At 58.9% G+C, this 20,472-nt stretch carries 12 protein-coding genes; 5 read left to right on the top strand and 7 right to left on the bottom strand.

Annotated features, from left to right (window positions below; all coding sequences use genetic code 11):
* Nucleotides 1–66: 66 nt before the first annotated feature.
* Both ACQCLF_RS02240 and ACQCLF_RS02235 read right to left on the bottom strand, forming a co-directional pair.
* Entirely contained in the window at nucleotides 67–1,602 is a 1,536-nt protein-coding gene (locus ACQCLF_RS02240; RefSeq protein ID WP_426984684.1) for an alpha-N-arabinofuranosidase, read from the bottom strand.
* Between the two features lie 232 nt (nucleotides 1,603–1,834).
* Complete coding sequence (locus ACQCLF_RS02235) at nucleotides 1,835–2,614, bottom strand: 4'-phosphopantetheinyl transferase family protein (protein ID WP_426984683.1); 780 nt, start codon at nucleotides 2,612–2,614, stop codon at nucleotides 1,835–1,837.
* A gap of 168 nt (nucleotides 2,615–2,782) precedes the next feature.
* On the opposite strand from ACQCLF_RS02235, the gene ACQCLF_RS02230 reads away from it, so the two are divergent.
* Genes ACQCLF_RS02230 through ACQCLF_RS02220 form a run of 3 tightly spaced genes read left to right on the top strand, consistent with a single transcriptional unit; the run spans nucleotide 2,783 to nucleotide 5,272 of the window.
* Nucleotides 2,783–3,895, top strand: coding sequence for an S-(hydroxymethyl)glutathione dehydrogenase/class III alcohol dehydrogenase (locus tag ACQCLF_RS02230; RefSeq protein WP_426984681.1), 1,113 nt, complete (start codon nucleotides 2,783–2,785; stop codon nucleotides 3,893–3,895).
* 11 nt (nucleotides 3,896–3,906) lie between these two features.
* Nucleotides 3,907–4,755 (top strand): S-formylglutathione hydrolase, encoded by an 849-nt coding sequence (gene fghA / locus ACQCLF_RS02225; protein ID WP_426984680.1) that lies wholly within the window; start codon nucleotides 3,907–3,909, stop codon nucleotides 4,753–4,755.
* A gap of 16 nt (nucleotides 4,756–4,771) precedes the next feature.
* The gene (locus tag ACQCLF_RS02220; protein WP_426984679.1) at nucleotides 4,772–5,272 is read left to right on the top strand and encodes a YgjV family protein; all 501 of its coding nucleotides are present in this window, start codon (nucleotides 4,772–4,774) and stop codon (nucleotides 5,270–5,272) included.
* 50 nt (nucleotides 5,273–5,322) lie between these two features.
* On the opposite strand, the gene ACQCLF_RS02215 is transcribed toward ACQCLF_RS02220, so the two are convergent.
* The 5 genes from ACQCLF_RS02215 to ACQCLF_RS02195 form a co-directional block, all read right to left on the bottom strand.
* Complete coding sequence (locus ACQCLF_RS02215) at nucleotides 5,323–7,179, bottom strand: DUF3413 domain-containing protein (protein WP_426984677.1); 1,857 nt, start codon at nucleotides 7,177–7,179, stop codon at nucleotides 5,323–5,325.
* 223 nt (nucleotides 7,180–7,402) lie between these two features.
* Complete coding sequence (locus tag ACQCLF_RS02210) at nucleotides 7,403–8,848, bottom strand: efflux transporter outer membrane subunit (protein WP_426984675.1); 1,446 nt, start codon at nucleotides 8,846–8,848, stop codon at nucleotides 7,403–7,405.
* Entirely contained in the window at nucleotides 8,841–11,969 is a 3,129-nt protein-coding gene (locus ACQCLF_RS02205; protein WP_426984673.1) for an efflux RND transporter permease subunit, read from the bottom strand. Before ACQCLF_RS02205 ends, ACQCLF_RS02210 begins: the two co-directional genes overlap by 8 nt.
* Nucleotides 11,970–11,971: 2 nt before the next feature.
* Nucleotides 11,972–13,123: an efflux RND transporter periplasmic adaptor subunit gene (locus tag ACQCLF_RS02200; RefSeq protein WP_426984671.1), complete on the bottom strand. Its 1,152-nt coding sequence runs from the start codon at nucleotides 13,121–13,123 to the stop codon at nucleotides 11,972–11,974.
* A 57-nt stretch (nucleotides 13,124–13,180) separates the two neighbouring features.
* Nucleotides 13,181–13,801 carry a TetR/AcrR family transcriptional regulator gene (locus ACQCLF_RS02195; protein WP_426984670.1) on the bottom strand — a complete coding sequence of 207 codons (621 nt, stop codon included), beginning with the start codon at nucleotides 13,799–13,801 and terminating at the stop codon, nucleotides 13,181–13,183.
* A 452-nt stretch (nucleotides 13,802–14,253) separates the two neighbouring features.
* Here ACQCLF_RS02195 and ACQCLF_RS02190 point away from each other — a divergent pair, with 452 nt between their 5' ends.
* Nucleotides 14,254–14,427 carry an accessory factor UbiK family protein gene (locus tag ACQCLF_RS02190; RefSeq protein ID WP_426984669.1) on the top strand — a complete coding sequence of 58 codons (174 nt, stop codon included), beginning with the start codon at nucleotides 14,254–14,256 and terminating at the stop codon, nucleotides 14,425–14,427.
* Nucleotides 14,428–14,794: 367 nt separating this feature from the next.
* Nucleotides 14,795–20,458, top strand: a complete 5,664-nt coding sequence (locus ACQCLF_RS02185) for a PQQ-dependent sugar dehydrogenase (protein ID WP_426984667.1) — start codon at nucleotides 14,795–14,797, stop codon at nucleotides 20,456–20,458.
* The last annotated feature ends 14 nt before the right edge of the window (nucleotides 20,459–20,472 follow it).

Here is a 20,472-nt window from a genome sequence, read left to right as displayed (position 1 = left end):
GATAAAAAAGCGGGCTTTGCGTTAGGGGCAACGCAAAGCCCGCCAGGACGATCATGACGGTGGGAGTTACAGTTCCAGGGTCACCAGAGACTTGGCCGGCATCTCCACGATCAACTTGCCATTGTCTACCCGCGCCCCGTTGAACTCGGTGGGGTGCAGCTGGTTTGGCGCATCAAAGGTGTTGCGGGCGTTCATCTCGTTCGCGGTCAGGATACGGCCTGAGCGCACGCCTTCCACATTCAAGTCTTTCAGCGAAATTTCCACGGTGCGCGCCTGGTTGGGATCAATGTTGGTCAGGCTGATGTGCACGCGCTGGTTGTTGTCGACAGAGGCCGTGGCGCTGATCGCAGGCAAGGTGCCGCCGTCATAGCGGTATTTGCCGCGGTTTAGTTTGAACTTGAGCGCGGTGGCATCGCGGTGCACCTTGTACATATCAAACACGTGATAGGTCGGGGTCAGCAGCATGCGCTCGCCATCGGTCAGAATCATCGCCTGCAACACGTTGACGGTTTGTGCGATGTTGGCCATTTTTACGCGGTCCAGATGCTGGTGGAAAATATCCAGCGTCACGGAGGCGGTCAACGCGTCACGCAGCGTATTCTGCTGGTACAGGAAGCCGGGAATGGAGCCTTCTTCCTGTTCGTGCCAGGTGCCCCACTCACCCACGATCAGCCATACCCGCTGCTCCGGGTCGTACTTATCCATAATCTTGATGTGGCGGGTAAGCAGTTCGTCCATTTCCATGGCGCGGTCCATCAGCTCGTACCAGTCGCTTTCATCAAAGTCGACCGCCTGGCCTTTGTGCGTCTCCCAGGAGCCTTGGATGGTGTAATGGTGGAGGTCCAGTGCGTCCAGTTGATCGCCGGCACGCTCCATCATTACTTCTGTCCAATGATAGTCGGCCGCCGCCGCACCTGCGGCAATTCGGAAAGGCTTCACGTTTTCGTAACCGTGCAGGAAGGTGGCGTACTGGCGGTACAGGTCGGCGTAGTATTCCGGGCGCATGTTGCCGCCGCAGCCCCAGCTTTCATTGCCCACGCCCCAGTATTTGACGTTCCAGGGTTCTTCCCGACCATTTTCGGCACGCAATTTGGACATGGGGCTTTCGCCGGGGTGGTTGATGTACTGCCACCAGTTGGCCATTTGCTCCACGGTGCCACTGCCGACATTGCCGACCACGACCGGTTCGGTGTTCAGCTCGTCCACCAGATCCATGAATTCGTGAGTGCCGACCGAGTTGTCTTCGGTCACACCGCCCCACAGGTTGTTGACCACGGTGGGGCGATCCTCTTTGGGACCGATGCCGTGTTCCCAGAAGTAGTAATCGGCGAAACAGCCACCGGGCCAGCGCAGGTTCGGCACGCCCAGCTCATTGAGTGCGTCGATCACATCGTCGCGGATAATGTAATCGCCATTGCTGTCTTTTTTCCACAGGCCGTCGTAGATGCCACGCCCGAGGTGCTCGGCGAAATGCCCATAGATGTGACGGCTGATGGTGCCGTTGCTCTCATCGCCTTCGATGGTCATTTTGTGGGTGGGGGCTGCCAGCGCTGTCGGTGCCGCTATTGCCGCGGATAACAGAAGGGAACTCAGCAATCTCATAGCAGGGGTCCTTTAACGTCTATTATTGGAGGGTGCTCATTTTTTGGAGGAATAAAATATCATACTACAAATGAGGTTGGCGAGTATTTACGCTCTTTTACCCTGCTCGCTGGACGGAAGGCGGCCCGGCTTTTGCTAGGCACCTGTGTATTGATTTGTGGTTGCTGAGGGGTGGTTGCTGAATGTGTCGTTTCGGATGTTAGGGGCTACTGTTAGGGGCCGCTGTTAGGGGCTAGCGAACCTGGATTTGATGACCGACCCGCTCTAGAGCCGACACCGGGCCGCCGGGCACCAGCTTGTAGATCAGCGGTGAAGCATCCTGCGCGGCGGGCTGCTTGAGAGCCACCGACAGACAGTAATCGTCGTCCAGTTCAAAGTAGTGGAACTGCCATTCATCCGGGGCCTCGTTGAGAACCGGGTCAAAGGAGGCGGTGATCAGCCCGTTGTTGTCGATGTCAAAACACGCTTTGTCCAGCCCCTCGGCAATGCCCAGGCCCCGGGCTTTCAGGTAGGCCTCTTTCAGGGTCCAGAGTTGGAAAAAGTAAGCCTCCTGTCGCTCTGCGGGCAAGTCGAGCAAGGTTTGGGCTTCTTCCGGGCTGAAAAAGCGCTCGGCGAGTTCTGTCACAGGCTTGTTGTGATCGCGTCGCTGGAGGTCGACGCCAATCGGCAGGTCCACGCTAACTCCGAGCGCAAGCCAGTCTCCGCTGTGGCTGAGATTAAAGCTCAGTTCGGGAATCGGACCATCACCCGCGACGGCGGGCTTGCCCCGCTCACTGATCTCGAACGCCCAGTGCACGGGCTGCACACTGTCGGAGTATTCGGACAGGGCCGCGCGCACACCGGCTCGCGTAATCAGCTGCTGGTCGCGCAGAGCCGGGCGGGAATAACGTGCTAATTTTTCCCGCTCGTCGTCGCTCAACCACTGCTCGAAGTTGTCGCGCTGATCGTCCAGATCAACGGTTCGATAGTCAATTAGCCACAGGTGGATGCTTTGGTTGGGCAGTAAAATCATAGGCGCCTTTTTCCGGTCGAATTTCGTAAACTCTGGTAAGGTTATAGGTACGTTTGCGGTGAATATCAACCGCTCCTGGAATTATCCAAGGGGTCCGTGTGGCCATCCCCTTGTGAGTTATGTAAGTTATGTAAGTTATGTAGGTTATGTAAGTTATTGGAGGTAAACATGATCAAATCCCGCGCAGCTGTGGCCTGGGGGCCGGGCAAGCCGCTTAGTATCGAAGAAGTGGATGTTATGCCACCCAAGGCGGGCGAAGTGCTGGTTCGGATTGTCGCCACTGGTGTTTGCCACACCGATGCGTTCACGCTCTCCGGGGATGATCCCGAGGGTAACTGGCCCGCCATTCTCGGGCACGAAGGGGGTGGCATCGTGGAGCAGGTCGGCGAAGGCGTAACGGGCCTGGCCGTGGGGGATCACGTGATTCCGCTGTACACGCCCGAGTGCGGCGAGTGCAAATTCTGTCGCTCCGGCAAAACCAACCTGTGTGGAAAAATCCGTGCAACCCAGGGTAAAGGGGTGATGCCCGACGGCACCTCCCGCTTCTATAAAGACGGCCAGCCGATTCATCACTACATGGGGTGTTCCACCTTCTCGGAGTACACGGTGCTGCCCGAAATTTCCTTGGCCAAGGTCAATAAAGAGGCTCCGTTGGAAGAAGTGTGCCTGCTTGGCTGCGGGGTGACCACCGGCATGGGCGCCGTGCTGAACACGGCCAACGTGGAGCCGGGCGCGACGGTGGCGATTTTTGGGCTGGGCGGCATTGGACTGTCGGCCATTATCGGGGCCACCATGGCCAAAGCGGGACGCATTCTGGTGATCGATATTAACGAACGCAAGTTCGACCTGGCGAAAAAGCTCGGCGCTACCGATTGCATCAACCCCAAACATTACGACAAACCGATTCAGGAAGTGATTGTCGATCTGACCGACGGTGGCGTTGACTACTCGTTCGAGTGCATCGGCAATGTCAACGTCATGCGCTCAGCACTGGAGTGCTGCCATAAAGGCTGGGGAGAATCCGTGATCATTGGTGTGGCGGGTGCCGGGCAGGAAATCAGTACGCGCCCGTTCCAGCTGGTGACGGGTCGTGTGTGGCGTGGCACGGCCTTCGGTGGTGTGAAAGGGCGCAGTGAACTGCCGGGTATTGTTGATCAATATCTGCGGGGAGACTTCAAGCTGGATGATTTTATTACCCACACCATGCCGTTGGAGAACATTAACGAAGCCTTTGATTTGATGCACAAGGGTGAAAGTATTCGCAGTGTCGTGCATTTTTAAGGAGGCGTGTAATGTCGCTGGAAATTCAAAACAGCAATCGGTGTTTTGGCGGTTGGCATCGTCAGTACACGCATTTTTCCGAGGTGCTTAATTGCACCATGCGGTTTGCGGTTTACTTGCCGCCGCAGGCGGAAACACGGTCGGTGCCCGTGGTGTACTGGCTCTCGGGGCTGACCTGCACGGATGAGAACTTTATGCAGAAAGCCGGGGCGCAGCGCGTGGCGGCGGAACTGGGGGTGGCGCTGGTCGCCCCCGATACCAGCCCGCGCGGAGAGGGTGTGCCGGATGACCCGGGCGGAGCCTATGACTTTGGTCTGGGTGCCGGTTTTTATGTGAACGCCACCCAGAGCCCCTGGGACACGCACTACCACATGTACGATTATGTGGTGCGTGAGTTACCGCAGCTGATTGAGCGGGAGTTTCCCGTGAACCGGCAGCGGGCCATTGCCGGTCACTCCATGGGCGGGCACGGCGCGCTGGTGATTGGTTTACGCAATGAAGACCTGTACACCTCGGTGTCCGCGTTCAGCCCGATTTGCCACCCTATCGATTGTCCTTGGGGGCAAAAGGCGTTCAGCCATTATCTCGGCGATGATGACCCGGGGCTCTGGCGCGAATATGACGCCAGCGAGCTGTTGCGGGCCAGTCGTTCGGCACCGCCCATTCTGGTGGACCAGGGCGAAGAGGACGGTTTCCTAGAGGAACAATTAAAGCCCGAAACGCTGGAAGCGGCCGCTCAGGCAGCCGGGCGGGATATCACTCTGCGCCGCCAGCCCGGCTACGATCACAGCTATTACTTCATCGCATCGTTCATTGAAGAGCACCTTCGCTTTCATGCTCAACATCTGAACGAGGCCTGAGCGGGTTTTGGCCGATATGCTGTATTTAACAGGCCAGTTCCTCGGGCTGGTCAGTTATGCAATTGGAGTCTACTGTTTTTTCCAGAAAGACGATCGCCAACTGAAAATTTTCATGTTTGTCCTGCAGTTCAATAACTGCCTGCACTTTGCGTTATTAAATGCGCCGACGGCGGTGTTGAGTTCGCTGTTGTCCGTCGTGCGTACAGGACTTTCTTTGAAAACCAGCTCGAAGATTGTGGCCTGGCTGTTCATCGCCCTCAGCGCGGCGTTGGGCCTTTGGCTGGCGGAGCGATGGCTGGATCTGTTGCCAATAGTCGGCTCTTGCATCGGCACCTATGCACTGTTCTGTCTGACCGGTATCCGCATGAGGCTGGCCTTTTTGGTGGGCGCCTGTTTTTGGCTGGCGAACAATATTGTGGTGGGCTCCATCGGTGGAACGCTGCTGGAACTGACCTTAATCTCCGTCAATTCCAGCACGATTTTCCGGATGTGGCGCGGTGGCCAGCGCGCTCAATAAGCGCACGTAATGATGTTGATCGTTATCGTCGGCGCTTATGGCGTCGTCTCTTAGGGATAAAAACGGGACTGCTCTTTAAGCGCTTGTGAAATTACATCAACCGGTAACGATTGTCCTTTCGCCGGTTGCAGCTCAGGCGTCAGGACATCCACACCGCCGCCAGGATACGTCACCATTTGCAAGTGATCGGTTAGCAGCGCCGAGTTCATATAGCTGTGGGCAATACTCCAGGTGCGCTGCGGCTTGGCCAGCAAACCCTCTCCGGTGGCGTAAGTGGAGGGCGTGGTTCCCTCGCAACCCAACAGGCCTGCCATCAGAGTCGGCGCGACATCAAAGTGCTCTGTGGGCGTATCGATGTGGGCTGGTGCCTTGCCGGGCCAGTGAACTACCATCGGTACCTGCAACTGGTACTTGGAGAAGTTGCTGCCATGCCCCCAGTAATTCTGCCCGTTGTCATTGAACTCCTGCCCGTGATCCGAGGTGATCACCACGACGGTGCTGTCCAGTAGCTGGCGCTGCTCCAGATCGGCGAGCACTTGCTGGACTTGCTCGTCGGTAAATCGCACCGTGGTTTTGTACACATTGAAGTAAGGCTCCGGATCGAAATCCTCATCCAGCGCCAGTTGGTTAACGGTCTCCCAGAAGGGCTCAATGCGCGGATAGTCCGGAGGTACATCGTAGGAGTGGGGTGCGTCGTAAAACAGAAAGCCGAAGAAAGGCTTATCACCGTTCCCGGTTTGGGCCTGATGTTGGTCGAGAAATCGGAGCCACTCCGCCGTGATGTTCTGATCCCGTTGCCAGGAGTGTTCCCCTGGCGTTTTCAGGCGCAGGTCAGGAATCGAGGAAAATACGTTGCGGTCAAAGGCCGGGCTGACCAGCGTGGCCGAGCTGAACACGCCCGTGTCGTAGCCGAGCGCTTGCAGGCGCTCGATCAGTACCGGCGGTTGCCGGTGGGCGCTGAACGCGTCCCAATAGCTGGCGGGTAGCCCGTAGAACAGCGTGAAAATACCCGGCTTGGTGGCGTTGCCGTTGCTGTAATGCTGGTTGAACACCAGCGCCTGCTGTTGGGCGAACGTATAGGTATTGGGCATCCAGCGAGGATCGAGCATATCGGCGCGCAGCGCATCCACGGCGATCACCAGTAAATTGTAGGGATGCTCCGGCGTGTGGCATTGCAGCGGTGCCTGCGGATAGTTCAGCGCACCATTGCCGGAGATATTGCCCAGCTTCTGTGCCAGTTGGTTATCGCGCACTTTCTGCGGGTCCACCAGGCCGTGCTCTGCCATAAAGCGCTTGGCCGTGGCGGCGTGGTACAGCGGCAGGTGACGGGCAACACTGGTAATGCGGGTATCGTAATTCGCATCGGCCCAGGCGTTCCAGCCGTGAGCGATGAGTTGGCTGGCGAACAGCACCGTCAGCGGAACCCAGAGCCCGCGCTGCGGCAGGTGACGACGCAGCCGCCGGGCCAGGTCGCGCTGTAGGAGGACGATGGCCAGAATCGCCAACAGGCCCACCGTCCAGGTTAACCAGGAAAAGGAGAATATTTCCGAGCCGGCGCCGAGCAGCAGCTCCAGCACAAAGCCGGATAAATGGAATCGATACTGGTGATATACCACGGTATCCAACAGCAGCAGCGAGATGGCCAGAGTGGCGCCGAGTACGGCAATGGGTAAGAGTACCCGACGTGGCAGAATCAGCGCCAGCAATAGCAGAGGGACTCCTAACAGCCAGGCGAGCAAGGAGAACTGCGCCACGTAGGCGGTGGCGACGTAAACGCCTGTACTGATGTCCGGAACATCGATCCAATGCAGATAACGAATGCCGATCAGCAGCGCGATGAAACTGTTTACGGTGATAAACCAGCCCATCCAGCGGAGCCGCTGGCGGGCAGTCAGGACTTGAGGCACTTGAAGACTCCTTGCGAACACAACGACGGATCTGGCCGACCTTTCTCGTGGCGGAGTGGTCGGTGTCATCATTGAGATCGATTAACCGGCAAGGGCCGGAGGCGCGCCCTTGCCGACGGTATTAAGCGTAGACCTCAGGCGCGCGCAAATGTAACAAAATCGTCAAATGCCGAACGTAAAATTTTGTATAGCGGTTTTGTAGACTGGCGATTGTTATGTCTTGCTATTCGCTCTCGCTTTCTCGTTCGCTTTCCTCCTGCCCATTCCAGCCACCGCCCATGGCTTTGAACAGCGTGGCCGTGGCTGAAAGCCGGTCACTCACCGCCTGGCTGAGAGACAGTTCCGCCTCCAGCAGGCCGCGCCGGGCGTCGAGCAGCTCATAAAAACCGATGCGACCGGCATCGTACTGTAGCTGCGCCAGCTCCACGGTTTCTTCAATGGCGTCGACCTGGCGTCGAATGGCTTCCACGCGACGATCCGAGGTGCGGTATAACGCCAGGGCATCGCGGGCGTCCCGAAACGCACTGGCCACCGCCAACTGATATTCCGCCTCTGCCTGGCCGACCGCCGCTTCGGCGCTCAGCACGGCGGCCCGGGTCCGACCAAAATCCAGAAGCGGAGCGGCCAGGCTGGCACCGACGCTCCAGGTTTCGGCGGCGGCGGTGAACAGATCGTCTGCTTCCAGGGCAGCGCTGCCCCCCATGGCCGTCAGGTTGAAGCTGGGAAAGCGGGAGGCTTCCGCTACACCAATTTGAGCGGTGGCCGCGATCAGTGCGGATTCAGAGGCGCGAATGTCCGGACGGCGTTGCAGCAGCTCGGACGGCAGCACGGTTGGAATCTGATCGGGTAAGCGAATATCGGTTAATTTGCCGTCCCCAAAATCCCATTCGCTCAGCAGCTCCCGTGGGCTGTACCCCACCAGCATCGCGAGTGCACTGCGCAGCTCGTTTACCTGTTGCTCCTGTTGCGGCAGGCGGGCACGAGTGCCCTCAAGTTCCGCGCGGGCCTGTCGCACCTGAAGCGGAGAGCTGGCGCCTCCCTCGGCACGGATCTCCTCCAGTGCCAGCGTTTGCTCACGGGACTCCACGGTTTCGCGAGTGATGGCCAATTGTTGCTCCGCTGCTCGCAGGTTGAAGTACGTGGTCACCACATCGGCAACCAGGTTCAACCGCACGGCTTCGGTGCCGTATTGGGTCTGGGCGAGCAGGGCCACGGCGGCTTCCCGCTGTCGGCGCAACGAACCCCACAAGTCCAGCTCATAGCTGAGTACACCGGACACTGAGAATTGATTGCGAATCTGACCGCCGCCCAGTTCCGGGGGCATGGTCGCGGCGGAGCCCTGCTCACGGGAGGCGTCGGCCTGGGCGCTGAGGGTCGGCCAGCGGTCCGCGTTAATCAGCCCAAGTTCGGCGCGCGCCTGCTCAATGCGCTGGAGTTGCACACGCAGTTCCAGACTGTCGTCCAGAGCCCGCTCCACCAATTGGTTGAGCGTGGGGTCATTGAATCGTGTCCACCACTGCGCCCAGTCTTCCGTATCGGCTTCCTGGGTAAGCCGCTCTTGGTCGGGCCACTGCTCCGGCAGATCGGCGGTTTGCGGGGTGTAATCCGGCCCCATGACGCAGCCGCTCAGCAGCGTCAGGCTGGCGGCCCATAGAGTCAATTTACGCATGCTGATCTCCTCCCTTGCGTTGGCGGTTCCAGGTCACAAAATCCTCCATCACCTTATAGGTCAAGGGCACGAACAGCAGGGCCAACGAACTGGCCAGTACCATGCCACCGACCACCACGGTGCCGATTTCCTGCCGGCTGGCGGCGCCGGCACCCGTGGCGAAGACCAGTGGCAATGAACCAATGATAAAAGTTGCTGCCGTCATAATGATGGCGCGGAAGCGCTGCCGTGCCGCCGTGAGAGCGGCTTCGGTGGAGCTCATGCCCTCGCGCCGGTTTTGCGCGGCAAACTCCACGATCAGAATGGCGTTCTTCGCCGCCAGTCCAATTAGCACGAGCAGCCCCACCTGGAAGTAAATATCATTGGGGTAACCGCGCAGCAACGATGACAGCGCGGCGCCCAGCACACCGAACGGAATGGCAGTGGCGACCGCGATGGGCAGCGTCAGGCGCTCGTATTGCGCGGCCAGAATCAGAAACACCATCAGCAGACCCATGCCGAACGCGGCGGTGCCCGCGCCAGCGGCGGCGTCCAATTGATACGCCTCACCGGTCCAGCCCATTTGAATGTTGCCGTTGTCGCTTTGCTCGGCGACGACGGCCTCCAGCGCGGCTTTGGCCTGCCCGGTGGTGTAACCCGGTGCGGGGTCGGCCATCAGTTTGGCGGCGGGGTAAATGTTGAAGCGGTTGATAATGTCGGCGCCGGCTGTGCGCTCCAGTGTGATCAGCGAACTGAGAGGAATGAGTTCACCGTTGTTGGAACGCACGAACACCTGGCGAAGATCATCGGGGTGATCCCGGTACTCGCCATCGGCCTGCATATTGACGCGCCAGAGGCGGCCCTGATAGGAAAAGTCATTCAGGTATTGCGAGCCAAACGTGGCTTGCAGCGTACTGAACACCTGATTGATGGGCACGTCCATGGCCTTGGCTTTTTCCCGGTCCACTTCGGCGTGAAACCTGGGGATGCCGGTGTCCAGCGTGGTGCGGACATTGGTCAGCTCCGGCCGCTCACTGGCGGCCCCTACGACCCGCTGGGCCATCTCACTAACGTGTTGAGGGTCCGAGCTATCGCGTACCTGCAAGTACCCTTCAACACCGCCAGTGAGTGACAGCCCTTGAATAGGCGGCGGTGTAAACGCCATGACGTTGGCTTCCTGAATGCCCATCCCCATGCCCATCACACGCTGAGCGATGGCGGCGGCACTTTGGCCCTCGCCACCGCGCTCATCCCAGTCGGCGAGGTTGATAAAACCGGCCATCGCGTTACTGCGCAAGGAGCTGGCTACCATATCGAAACCGGCGAACGAGGTGAACTGCTGCACTTCTTCCAGTTCCAGCAGGCGTTTCGCCAGATCATCACGCACGGTTTCGGTTCGGCCCAGCGCCGAGGTGGGCGGCAAATGGGCAATGGCCAACGCGACGCCCTGGTCTTCCTGCGGCACCAGCCCCGAGGGGAGACGGCTGATGGCCAGCACCGTGCCAATACAAAACAATGCCAGCAGCGCCAGCCCGATGATCCAGTGCCGAACCAGTTTGTCCACGACATTAACAAAGCCGCTGGTGAGCGATTCGAACGCGTTGTTGAAAATCCGGAAGGGTTTGCTGACATCGTGCGGGGCTTTATCCAGCAACAGGGCACACATGGCCGGTGTCAGCGTCAGGGCCACGACACCGGACACTACGACCGACACGGCAATGGTGACAGCGAACTGTCGGTAAAGCTCACCGCTCAACCCACCGAGGAAGGCCACCGGCGCAAACACTGCCACCAGTACCAGAGTGGAGGAGACCACCGCGCCGGAGACCTGCTTCATGGTTTCCACTGACGCATCCCGAGCCTTCATGTTCTGCTCGGTGATCAGGCGCTCGACGTTTTCCATCACGATGATCGCGTTGTCCACCACGATACCGATGGCCAGCACCAGGCCGAACAGGGTGAGCATGTTGACCGAGAAACCCAGTGCCTGCATTCCGGCAAAGGTGCCGATCAGTGACACGGGAATAGCGGCCACCGGGATTAACGTGGCGCGGATGTGCTGTAGGAACAGGAAGGTCACCAGTACGACCAGTACCACGGCGACCAGCAAGGTGATAACGACCTCGTTGATCGAGACTTCCACAAACTCCGTGGTGTCGTAGGGCACTTTGTAATCCATGCCGGGCGGGAAACGCTCGGCCATATCCTCCAGCGTTTGGTGGACCAGCTCGGCGGTGCTCAAGGCATTGGCGCCGGGTTGTAGATACACGCCCATCGGTACGGCAGATTCGCCGTTATAGGTCGCCGAGAAATCGTAACGTTCGGAACCCAATTCCACCCGGGCCACGTCTTTCAAGCGCAGACTGCTGCCCTGATTATCGGTCCGGATAATGATTTGTTCGAACGCTTCGGGTTCCGCCAATTGGCCGCGCGTGGTCACGCTGAAGGTAAAGGCCTGATCTTTGGGGGCGGGTTCGGCGCCAATGCGACCAGCGGCGTACTGGGCATTTTGCTCTTGCACGGCGGTCGCGACATCGTTGGGTGTCAGGTCATACTGGGCGAGCTTCGCCGGGTCCAGCCAAATTCGCATGGAATAATCTTGCGCACCAAACAACGACGCATCCCCGACGCCTTCCAGGCGAACGAGTTCATCCAGAACGTTCAGCAGGGCATAGTTACTGATGTCCAGCGTACTTTGGCTGCCGCCAGGTGAGTACAGCACTGGCACCATCAAAATATTGGTCGAGCGGGATTCCACCCGCAAACCCAGATCGCGCACCACTTGCGGCAGGCGCGGAGTAGCGGCTTGCACCCGGTTGTTGACGTTAATGGCCGCCTGGTCGGGGTTGGTGCCCATCGCAAATGAAATGGAAATTTGCAGGGTACCGGCATCGGTGCTGGTGGACTCCATGTAAATCATGTCGTCCACGCCGTTAATTTCCTGCTCCAGTGGCGCGGCCACCGACTCGGCCAGCACTTCCGCGCTGGCGCCGGGGTAAGTCGCGCTCACCACCACTTGCGGCGGCACCACGTTCGGGTACTGCTCAACCGGCAAAACGCGCAGCGAGACAATGCCTGCCAGCATAATGATGACGGAAATGACCGACGCAAAAATAGGGCGGTCAATAAAAAATCGGAACATCCTCAGCCTCCCTGGTTTTCACCGTTGGTGACTTGAACGGGCGCTTCATCGCGGAGAGCGACTTGGCCGTTGATGACCAGTTGGTCGCCTTCATTCAGTCCGTCGAGGATCAGTTGCTGATCGCCGATCATTGGGCCGAGGGTGACCTTTCTGGCTTGCGCGGTGTTGTCGCTGCTGACAGTGAACACTTGCGGCCCTTCGGCGCCTTCACCCACGGCGGTCGGTTGTACCAGAATGGCGTTTTCATAGGTTTTCAGCGTGAGCCGGACACGCACGAACTGCCCGGGAATCAATTCGCCATCGGGGTTGGGGAAGGTCGCACGCATCTGTACGCTGCCGGTCATCGGATCAATGCGGCGGTCGGCAAAATCCACGACGCCGCCCTGTTCGTACTCGCTGCCATCGCGGCGGATGAGGGTGGCTTCCCGCTCGCTATCGGCGTCGTCATCTTTCTGGGCTTTCCGTGCCAGACGCTGAGCAGTGGCATCTTCCTCCGGCAGTGAAAAGTACACCTGCACGGGATCGTGTTGCACCACATGTGTCAGCACGGTGCCCATATCGACAAGGTTGCCTTCGGTGATGGCTTCCATGCTGGTAATGCCGGATACCGGTGCTTCTACACGGGTGTAGCGCAACTCCCGGCGAGCATTGCTGAGCGCGGATTCGGCCGCCTCAAGCCGGGCTACAGCCGCTCGGTGGTCCGCCCGGGCTTGATCCCGCTCGCGTTCGCTGACGGCGTCGCGCTCAAACAGGCCTGAGACGCGCTCCCATTCACGCTCGGTGCGCAGCGTTTGCGCCTGCGCACTGGCCAGCTCCGCTTCGGCGGACTTGACCTGATCCTCGTAGGGGCCGGGCTCGATCTGGAACAGCGTCTGCCCGGCTTCTACCGCGGTGCCCTCTTCGTACTCCCGAGACTCCAGAATGCCGGACACTCGCGCTCGCACGGCCACTTCCGTCGCGCCGTGTAAGCGGCCCGGATACTCCACCCGGTGCGCGGCGCGTTCGGTTTCCACGGTGGCGGTGGTCACCGGGGAGGGCGGGGGAGACTGGTTGCCGCCCTCCTGACCGCAAGCGGCGAGCATCAGGGTAGCGACAGCCAGACCCAGCCCCCGCGCGCTGGCGCGAAAGGCGTGTTGGGAAAGTGCGTATTTCATGGTGAAAGACTCCAGGTTTCAGCAAGATAAAAAGAAAAAAGGGCGTCGTCCGTTCGTTCAGGACGCCATAATGCCGTGCAAATAAATATCGAAGACCGCGTCAAAACGCTGGCTGAGCGGCTTTCGTTCCAGTGGGGTGTGACTGAGCACTACCGCCCCGTGCATCAAATCCCCACAGACATTCATCAATTCCTCGATGTCGATGGTGCGAAACGGATATCGCTCCTGAATGCGTTGAAACATCGCTTCCCATTCCTCGTGGCCGCTCATCATGTAGGAGAAGTAGAGGGAGGACTGGAAGCTGGCGCGAAACTCCGCCCGCTCCTGGACGAACAGCTCGATGAGATCGGGGTTTTCCTCAAAAAAAACCAGATAGGCCCGAAAGGCCTCTTTGAGTTGCTCCAACGGGTCTTCCGGCCGCTGCCGCGCATCCTCAACGGCCTCTTTCAGACGCTCCAGATTGTAGGTCAACGCCTGAGTGAACAGCTCTTCCTTCGTGGGAAAGTAGCGATACACCGTGCCTTTGCCGACGCCGGCCGCATCGGCTACCGCCTGCATATCGGCGACCTGGTAACCGCGCTCGGCGAAAATACGGGTAGCTTCGCGCAGGATTTCGCTGCGACGCTGCTCGGCGGGCTTGTGGACCCGTTTGGATTTTGGCGGTTCGGGATGGGACATGTGTTAGGGCGAACTCCACAGGACGGACCAGTCAGTCCGTTATGGTAAGAGAGTTCAGCCCACCGGAGCAAGGATTGTATCGTCAATAAAGGTTAAGGGAGGTGTTATTGACACCATAAGTTGGCCGCCCGTTGACACCATAGTTTGTCCATTCTTATAACTATTTGATTTTAAAGGAATTTTTTTAGTTTTTCGCCGCATAATTGTCAAAAAATGGCACGCGGTAAAAGTTTGTAAAGTTTGGCGGGTAAGGTTTTTGGAGGGATTAAACAACTACTTCGTAATCATTTCACTGGTGAAAATGAATATTACTTTAATGCGTGAACTTATCGATTTCATCGGATGAGAGAACACTACCGAGGAGGAAGGTTTGGTCGTGTTTGGCAATAGTATCTTGTTCGTCTTTGATGCTTGGGGTTACGTCTGACCGGAAAATGCCGGACCTGAAGGAAATGTTCCCCAAAAAAGAACTACAAGCGGCGGTGCAATCCGCTCTGGGGAAAATGGACGTGGTCACCCGCGAGGAGTTCGATGGCCAAGCGGCCGTGTTGCAACGCACCCGTGAGCGACTGGAAAAACTGGAGCAGCAGTTAACAGAACTGGAGCAACACCAAAAACGCGGGTGAAAAACACCGGCTCCTCCGCGACCCCATCAGCGGTGTAAACCGCCGCATATTTATGACAGTTTTATGGCCCTGCATACGTATTCATCTTGCCAGGGCCACAGCCCCCTCCGTAGACTTTCCTCCAGATCGCCGAATGTGCAGCTCCTGACAACCGCACTCAGATCAAACGCGAGTGCAGTTCTTCCCACACGTAGTATCGGCTCGGGGCCAATGCCCACAACCTAACAATAAAACAGCTGTTACAACATACACCTTTGCGAACCAACACAAGTATCCGTCACGACCGGCAACGGCGTGAACGCAGTTCAAACACGTAAGAAAAAAGCCCTAACGATAATATTTTTACGCGACAAACGGACCATTTATTATGTTCAGCACCCAGAGACTTGTGTTTGACAAGGCGATGGCGTTCTGTATCGGCGCCCTGCTATTTTGCCTGAATGCCCCCGCCCTCTCCCAGCAATGGCCGGAGGCCTATTTTCGCGGCACGCCCAATGACTGGGGGCTCACCCCCATGACCTACGACGTGCAAAGCAGTCAATGGCAAACCACCCAGACCTTTGGCGGCGATAACCCTCGGTTCAAAATCAGTCGTTATCAAAATTGGGATCAAGCTTATCCCGCTGCGGACTACCCGATTGCCGATGGCGCGGGCACCTATCGAATTGCGTTCAATGACACCGACCAGTCCATTACCGTAAGCGCTGCAGATGACGCCCCCGACAACACACCGAAGCAGAACACCCGGGTGTGTTTTGATAACGCCACTGGCTATGCCAATCCTCACCTGTATTTCTGGAACCCTTCGCCCGGCGATGCGCTCAGCAGCAGTCCAGAGTGGCCCGGAGAAGCCATGACCGAACATAACGGCTTCTACTGCCTGGACTTCAGCCAATGGTTAACCGGAAGCACTCTGCCAGATACGCTCAATGTTATTTTCAACGATAACGGCGCACCTCAAACCGCCGATCTTCTGTTTGATGCAGACCCATGCTACGCCAATAACCAATGGCAGAGTCTCGCGGCCTGTGGCTTGGCCGACGACGACAGCGTCCCTGACCCGGTCGGTCAAACTCCAGACGACCCCGAACAGCGCCCGCAACTGGAACAACCCCACGGCTTTCCGGTGGAGGGCAATGTCTCCGAGGGAAACTACCGCTTTGAAATCGCCTACCCCAACCTCATCGATCAGTTTGCCTCGCCTGTGATGATCCAGCCTGATCCAGTCAGCGGTTTGATGATGGTGGTCGACAAAGCCGGACAGATTTTTGCGTTCCCCGATGACCCAACCGTCACCCCAAACCAGGTGCGCACACTGCTGGACATTCAAGGTCGGGTCAAAAATTATCACGAGCAGGGTTTGTTAAGCATGGCGTTCGATCCGGAGTACGCGGATAACGGCTTTGTGTATATTTATTACATTTACGGGACCGACGACAATGAACGGACCCCTGACGGCCAATACGGCGATGCCATTCTTGAACGACGGACCATCGATGATCCGGCCAATCCCTCTGCCGTGCTGGAAGACTCCGCCCGGGAACTGCTGCGCATTGAACAACCCGGCCCGGATCACAAGGGTGGCATGATGCAATTTCATCCCGAGGAAGGTTATCTGTATCTGGGCATCGGTGACGGCGCTTACGGTCACAGCGCCACCACCTCGTTCGCCGAAGATCCGCGTACCAACAACAACGCTCAGGTCACCAGTAATCTGCTCGGCAGCTTCATTCGGATCGAGCCACTGACCGAGCCTGAAAACGGAAAATACTATCGCGTGCCCGATGACAATCCGTTTGTGAATCAGTCCGGTTACCGCCCGGAAATCTGGTCTTACGGGCACCGCAATCCCTGGCGCTGGGCCTTTGACACCGAAGCACCCTACACCTTGTGGGAAACCGAAGTCGGGCAATCCGGTTACGAGGAAGTGAACCGTGTGGAGCCCGGAAAGAATTACGGCTGGCCGGTGTGCGAAGGGTTGAACAACCGGGGCGAACTCGGAGGCGATCCACTCAAGGAGTGCGCCACGGATTTTGAACCGCCCATCGAAGGGTACGAACACCCAACCGGTTACTCCATCATTGGCGGTCTGGTCTATCGGGGCAATCAGTTGCCGGGCCTGAACGGACGCTTTGTGTTCGGTGACTACGTCACCAAAAAAATCTGGGCCATGGCCGACGGTGAAGCCAAAACCCTGGTCAGCGATGCCTTCCCGGAAAACATCGCCTCCTTTGGCACCGACCTGTCCGGCGACGAATTGTTGGTATCCACCTACGGTGTCGAGTTCGGAGGAAACTCCACCATTTATCGGTTAGTGGACGACGACGCCGACAGCGTCGCCTTGCCCGACACGCTATCGGCCACCGGATTGTTTCAGAGTCTTTCGCCCCTGGTACCGGAAAGTGGCGTCATCCCCTATAAGGTCAACACCGACGGCTGGTTCGACGGCGCGACGGTACAACACTTCTTACACATCCCTAACGACGAAACCATCGCCTTCGCCGACACCGAACAGTGGGAACTGCCCACCGGTTCGGTGCTGATCAAACATAAATGCATCACCGACGCTGATGGCGAAGAACGCCCCTTTACCACGGCAATTCTGTTTCGTCAGGCGAACGGCACCTGGCAGGCGGTGAATTATCACTGGAACCCCGAGGGCACTGAGGCCACACGCGTGACCGAAACACAGACCCTCGACAACACCGATGCCGAGGGACGCACTCGCACCGTGCGCGCCTCGGCCGACTGCGGCTCCTGTCATGTGGGCAATGGCAGTCGCGAACCCCTGGCGTTGCACTCCCGTCAGTTAAACCGTTCGTTCAGTGAGCAAGGTGAGAACCAGTTGGATATTTTCAACCGGATCGGGCTGTTCGATACCAACATTGGTGCCGCCGAGCAGTACACCGCCTTTGCGTCTCTGGAAGACGAGAACACATCGCTTGAGGCGCGTGCCAGAGCCTATCTGGATACCAACTGTGCACACTGCCACAACAGCGACTTTATGGACCTGCGCTACGACCAGTCGCTGGACGACATGCGCCTGCTCAACGTCCAGACCACCGGCGGCAAATACCGAATCAAACCCTTCGATCACCGCGAAAGCCTGATTCATCTGTATCAGGTCACCGACGGCAACCGCATGCCCAAAGGCACCCGTTACACCAACCCGGAGGCGGACGCCCTGTTTGCCGAATGGATCGATGCCGTTGACGCTCAACAGACCGCTTTGCGCCTGCTCGGCGACACTCGGGTCAATCCGGACGACACCCTGACACTCAGCGTCGAGGCACGCTACGACAATGGCTTCACCGCACCGGTGTCGAGCATCGACAGCGTCAGCAGCAGTGACGAATCGGTACTTTCGGTAGAGACCATCGAAGGCAATCAGATCACCCTCAGCGCCCTCCGAGCCGGCGCCGCCAACGTCACCCTGAGCAGCGACGGGCAATCGACCAGCCTGGAGATCGAGGTGGTGTCCACCGACACCTCCCTGACCGGATTGGCCATCTCCCCGGAGACCACCGCACTCACCGATCAGCAACAACTGGTGGCCTACGGACTGGGGCCCAACAACACCAAAATTCATGTTCATTCCGAGGTTCAATGGCAGGTAGTCAGTGGCGGCGACGCCGTGTCGGTGTCGGACACCGGCCTGGTGCAACGCCTGGCTCCGGGTGAGGCCACCGTGCGCGCCACTCTGGACGAGTTCAGTGCGCAAACCACCCTCACCGAAGCGAACGCCGCTCTGTCCCTGCGCTACGACAACCCCAACGACTGGGAGACCGTCAATATTTACCTCTGGACCAGCGGTGCGGGAGAGGACCAACCGCTGCACGACTGGCCGGGCGAGCCAATGAACGGGCCGGATGACGGCGGCTGGTGGGTCTACCATCAAGACCCGGACGCCCTGCCAGAGGGCCAGTTGAACGTGATTTTCAACAACGGCGCCGGCGCCCAGAGCGGTGACCTCAACGACATCCAGGAATCCGCCAGCTACAGCGACGGACAGTGGGAACCCTGGAACACCCAGGGTGACACCGGCGGCGAAACCTATCGGCTGTCGGTAATCGGCGGCAGCACCGAGAACGCCGAGCGCGACTTCACCCCCGGCACGGTAGTGACCATCGCCGCCCACGAGCCTCCGCTCGGCACCGAGTTTTCCGGATGGCAGGGCGAAGGCCGCGCCTATGTGGTCGGCAACCCGGCCGCCGCCGACATCGAGCTGGTGATGCCCGCTCACAACGTCTCGATCCAGGCACTGTTTGCCGGTCAGGAAGATGACTACCAGGCTGGCCGGGATTTCTATGGCCAGCACTGCCAGAGCTGTCATGGTGACAACGGCGAAGGCGGCGTGGCCGGTGCCATCAACGCTCTGGACGACACCTGGAATCAGGATCTTCTGGCCAGCTACATCGCCGACTTCATGCCCCTGGACAATCCCGGCGCCTGCGACGGCGAACAGAGCGGTGACTGCGCCTTCGAAATCGCCCGGCTGGTACTTGCCGACGCCTGGCAGCCGTCTCTGTGCACCGACGGCAACTGCGGCGAGGGCACGCTGGACAGCCGAAACCTGCGCCTGCTCACCAAAGCGGAATACCTCAACAGCGTGCGCGATCTGTTCAATATCAACTTCTCGGCGGCGCTGATGGATACCGTCCCCGCCGATGGTCGCTACCGCAACTTCACCACCGCCTCCTATCTCTCCGCGGGCTACGACCGCACCCTGGGCTACCAGTTGGTGGCCAGCGAGATCGCCGAGCAGGCGATCACCCGCTACACCTTTGTGGGACTGGCCGAGTCCTGCGACGATGCGGCCTGTGCCGTCGAGGCGTTCGGCAAGCGACTGTTCCGTCGTCCGCTGACCCAGACCGAAGTGGACAACTACGCCGCCCTGTACGACAACGACGACGGCGGTCGTCGGGCCCTGCAGGCGCTGTTGATGTCACCGCACTTCATGTACCGCTCAGAGCTGGGCACGCCGGACGAGGAAAGCGGTTTCTACACGCTAGACCCCTACGAAATCGTCACGTCGCTGGCGTACATTTTCTGGGTAACCAGTCCGGACGATACCTTGATGGGGATGGCCGACGCGGATACGTTCAACCTGAGTCAGGCGCTGGATTACGTGCTCGCCGACCCCAGAACCGAGCGCGGATTGCGGCGCTTTGTCAGCGGCTGGCTGATCAACAATCAGTACGGTTTTCCCGGCATCCACAACCCGGACCTGGTTGAGGCGCTCAAAGAGGAAACCGTGCGCTTTGTGCTCGCCAATATCGAGTCCAACGCGCCCTACGCCGAACTGCTGCTCGCCCCCTACACCCAGGCCAATGATCTGGTGGCCGAGCACTACGGCCTGCCCGACACCACCAGCGGCGGCTGGTCCGAGCGCGCCTACGACGGTGAGGACCCCCGCCTGGGTGCCGGCCTGCTCGGCCACGCGAGCTTCCTGGCCTCGCGCACCAACACCGTCAACCCCTCGCCTATCAAGCGCGGCGTCTATGTGCGGGAAAGCCTGATGTGTCAGGAGTTTCCGCCACCGGCCGCGGCGGACTTCAACGTCGAATTTGAAGACTCCGACAGCAACCGGGACGCCACCGAGCGGCACACCAATGATCCGGCCTGCGCCGCCTGTCACCAGTTTATCGACGGCGTGGGTTTTGGCTTTGAGCGCTTCGACAGCCAGGGCCTGTACCGGGCCATGGAGACCCTGGGCAACGGTGAGACCGAAGAGATCGACGCCTCCGGTGCCATCAAAAGCCTCTACTCGCCAGAGACGACCCTTGACCCGGACAGCGAAGCGGTGACCTACCACTCGATCCCCGAGCTGGCACAACTGATTGCCGAAAGCGGCCAGGGCGAGGCCTGTTTTGCCCGGCAGTTCTACCGCTACGTGGTGGGCCGGGAAGAATCCGGCGATAGCGACGAGCTCAATATCCAGACTTTCAGTCAGGACCTGCGCAACGGTGGTGGCATGCGCGACATGCTGCGCGACCTGGTGCTGTCCGACAGTTTCATTCAGCGTCGATAAGAGGGAGTGACCAC

This window comes from Marinimicrobium sp. ARAG 43.8 (assembly GCF_050113635.1).
Classification (GTDB): domain Bacteria; phylum Pseudomonadota; class Gammaproteobacteria; order Pseudomonadales; family Cellvibrionaceae; genus Marinimicrobium.
Note: the sequence above shows the minus strand (reverse complement) of the source record. Positions and strands in the feature narration are given on the sequence as shown.

What these genes read in the sequence shown, in the direction of transcription:
- ACQCLF_RS02240 (WP_426984684.1), bottom strand. Translation starts at nt 1,602, where the DNA reads ATGAGATTGCTGAGTTCCCTTCTGTTATCCGCGGCAATAGCGGCACCG.
- ACQCLF_RS02235 (WP_426984683.1), bottom strand. Translation starts at nt 2,614, where the DNA reads ATGATTTTACTGCCCAACCAAAGCATCCACCTGTGGCTAATTGACTAT.
- ACQCLF_RS02230 (WP_426984681.1), top strand. Translation starts at nt 2,783, where the DNA reads ATGATCAAATCCCGCGCAGCTGTGGCCTGGGGGCCGGGCAAGCCGCTT.
- fghA (WP_426984680.1), top strand. Translation starts at nt 3,907, where the DNA reads ATGTCGCTGGAAATTCAAAACAGCAATCGGTGTTTTGGCGGTTGGCAT.
- ACQCLF_RS02220 (WP_426984679.1), top strand. Translation starts at nt 4,772, where the DNA reads ATGCTGTATTTAACAGGCCAGTTCCTCGGGCTGGTCAGTTATGCAATT.
- ACQCLF_RS02210 (WP_426984675.1), bottom strand. Translation starts at nt 8,848, where the DNA reads ATGCGTAAATTGACTCTATGGGCCGCCAGCCTGACGCTGCTGAGCGGC.
- ACQCLF_RS02205 (WP_426984673.1), bottom strand. Translation starts at nt 11,969, where the DNA reads ATGTTCCGATTTTTTATTGACCGCCCTATTTTTGCGTCGGTCATTTCC.
- ACQCLF_RS02200 (WP_426984671.1), bottom strand. Translation starts at nt 13,123, where the DNA reads ATGAAATACGCACTTTCCCAACACGCCTTTCGCGCCAGCGCGCGGGGG.
- ACQCLF_RS02195 (WP_426984670.1), bottom strand. Translation starts at nt 13,801, where the DNA reads ATGTCCCATCCCGAACCGCCAAAATCCAAACGGGTCCACAAGCCCGCC.
- ACQCLF_RS02190 (WP_426984669.1), top strand. Translation starts at nt 14,254, where the DNA reads ATGTTCCCCAAAAAAGAACTACAAGCGGCGGTGCAATCCGCTCTGGGG.
- ACQCLF_RS02185 (WP_426984667.1), top strand. Translation starts at nt 14,795, where the DNA reads ATGTTCAGCACCCAGAGACTTGTGTTTGACAAGGCGATGGCGTTCTGT.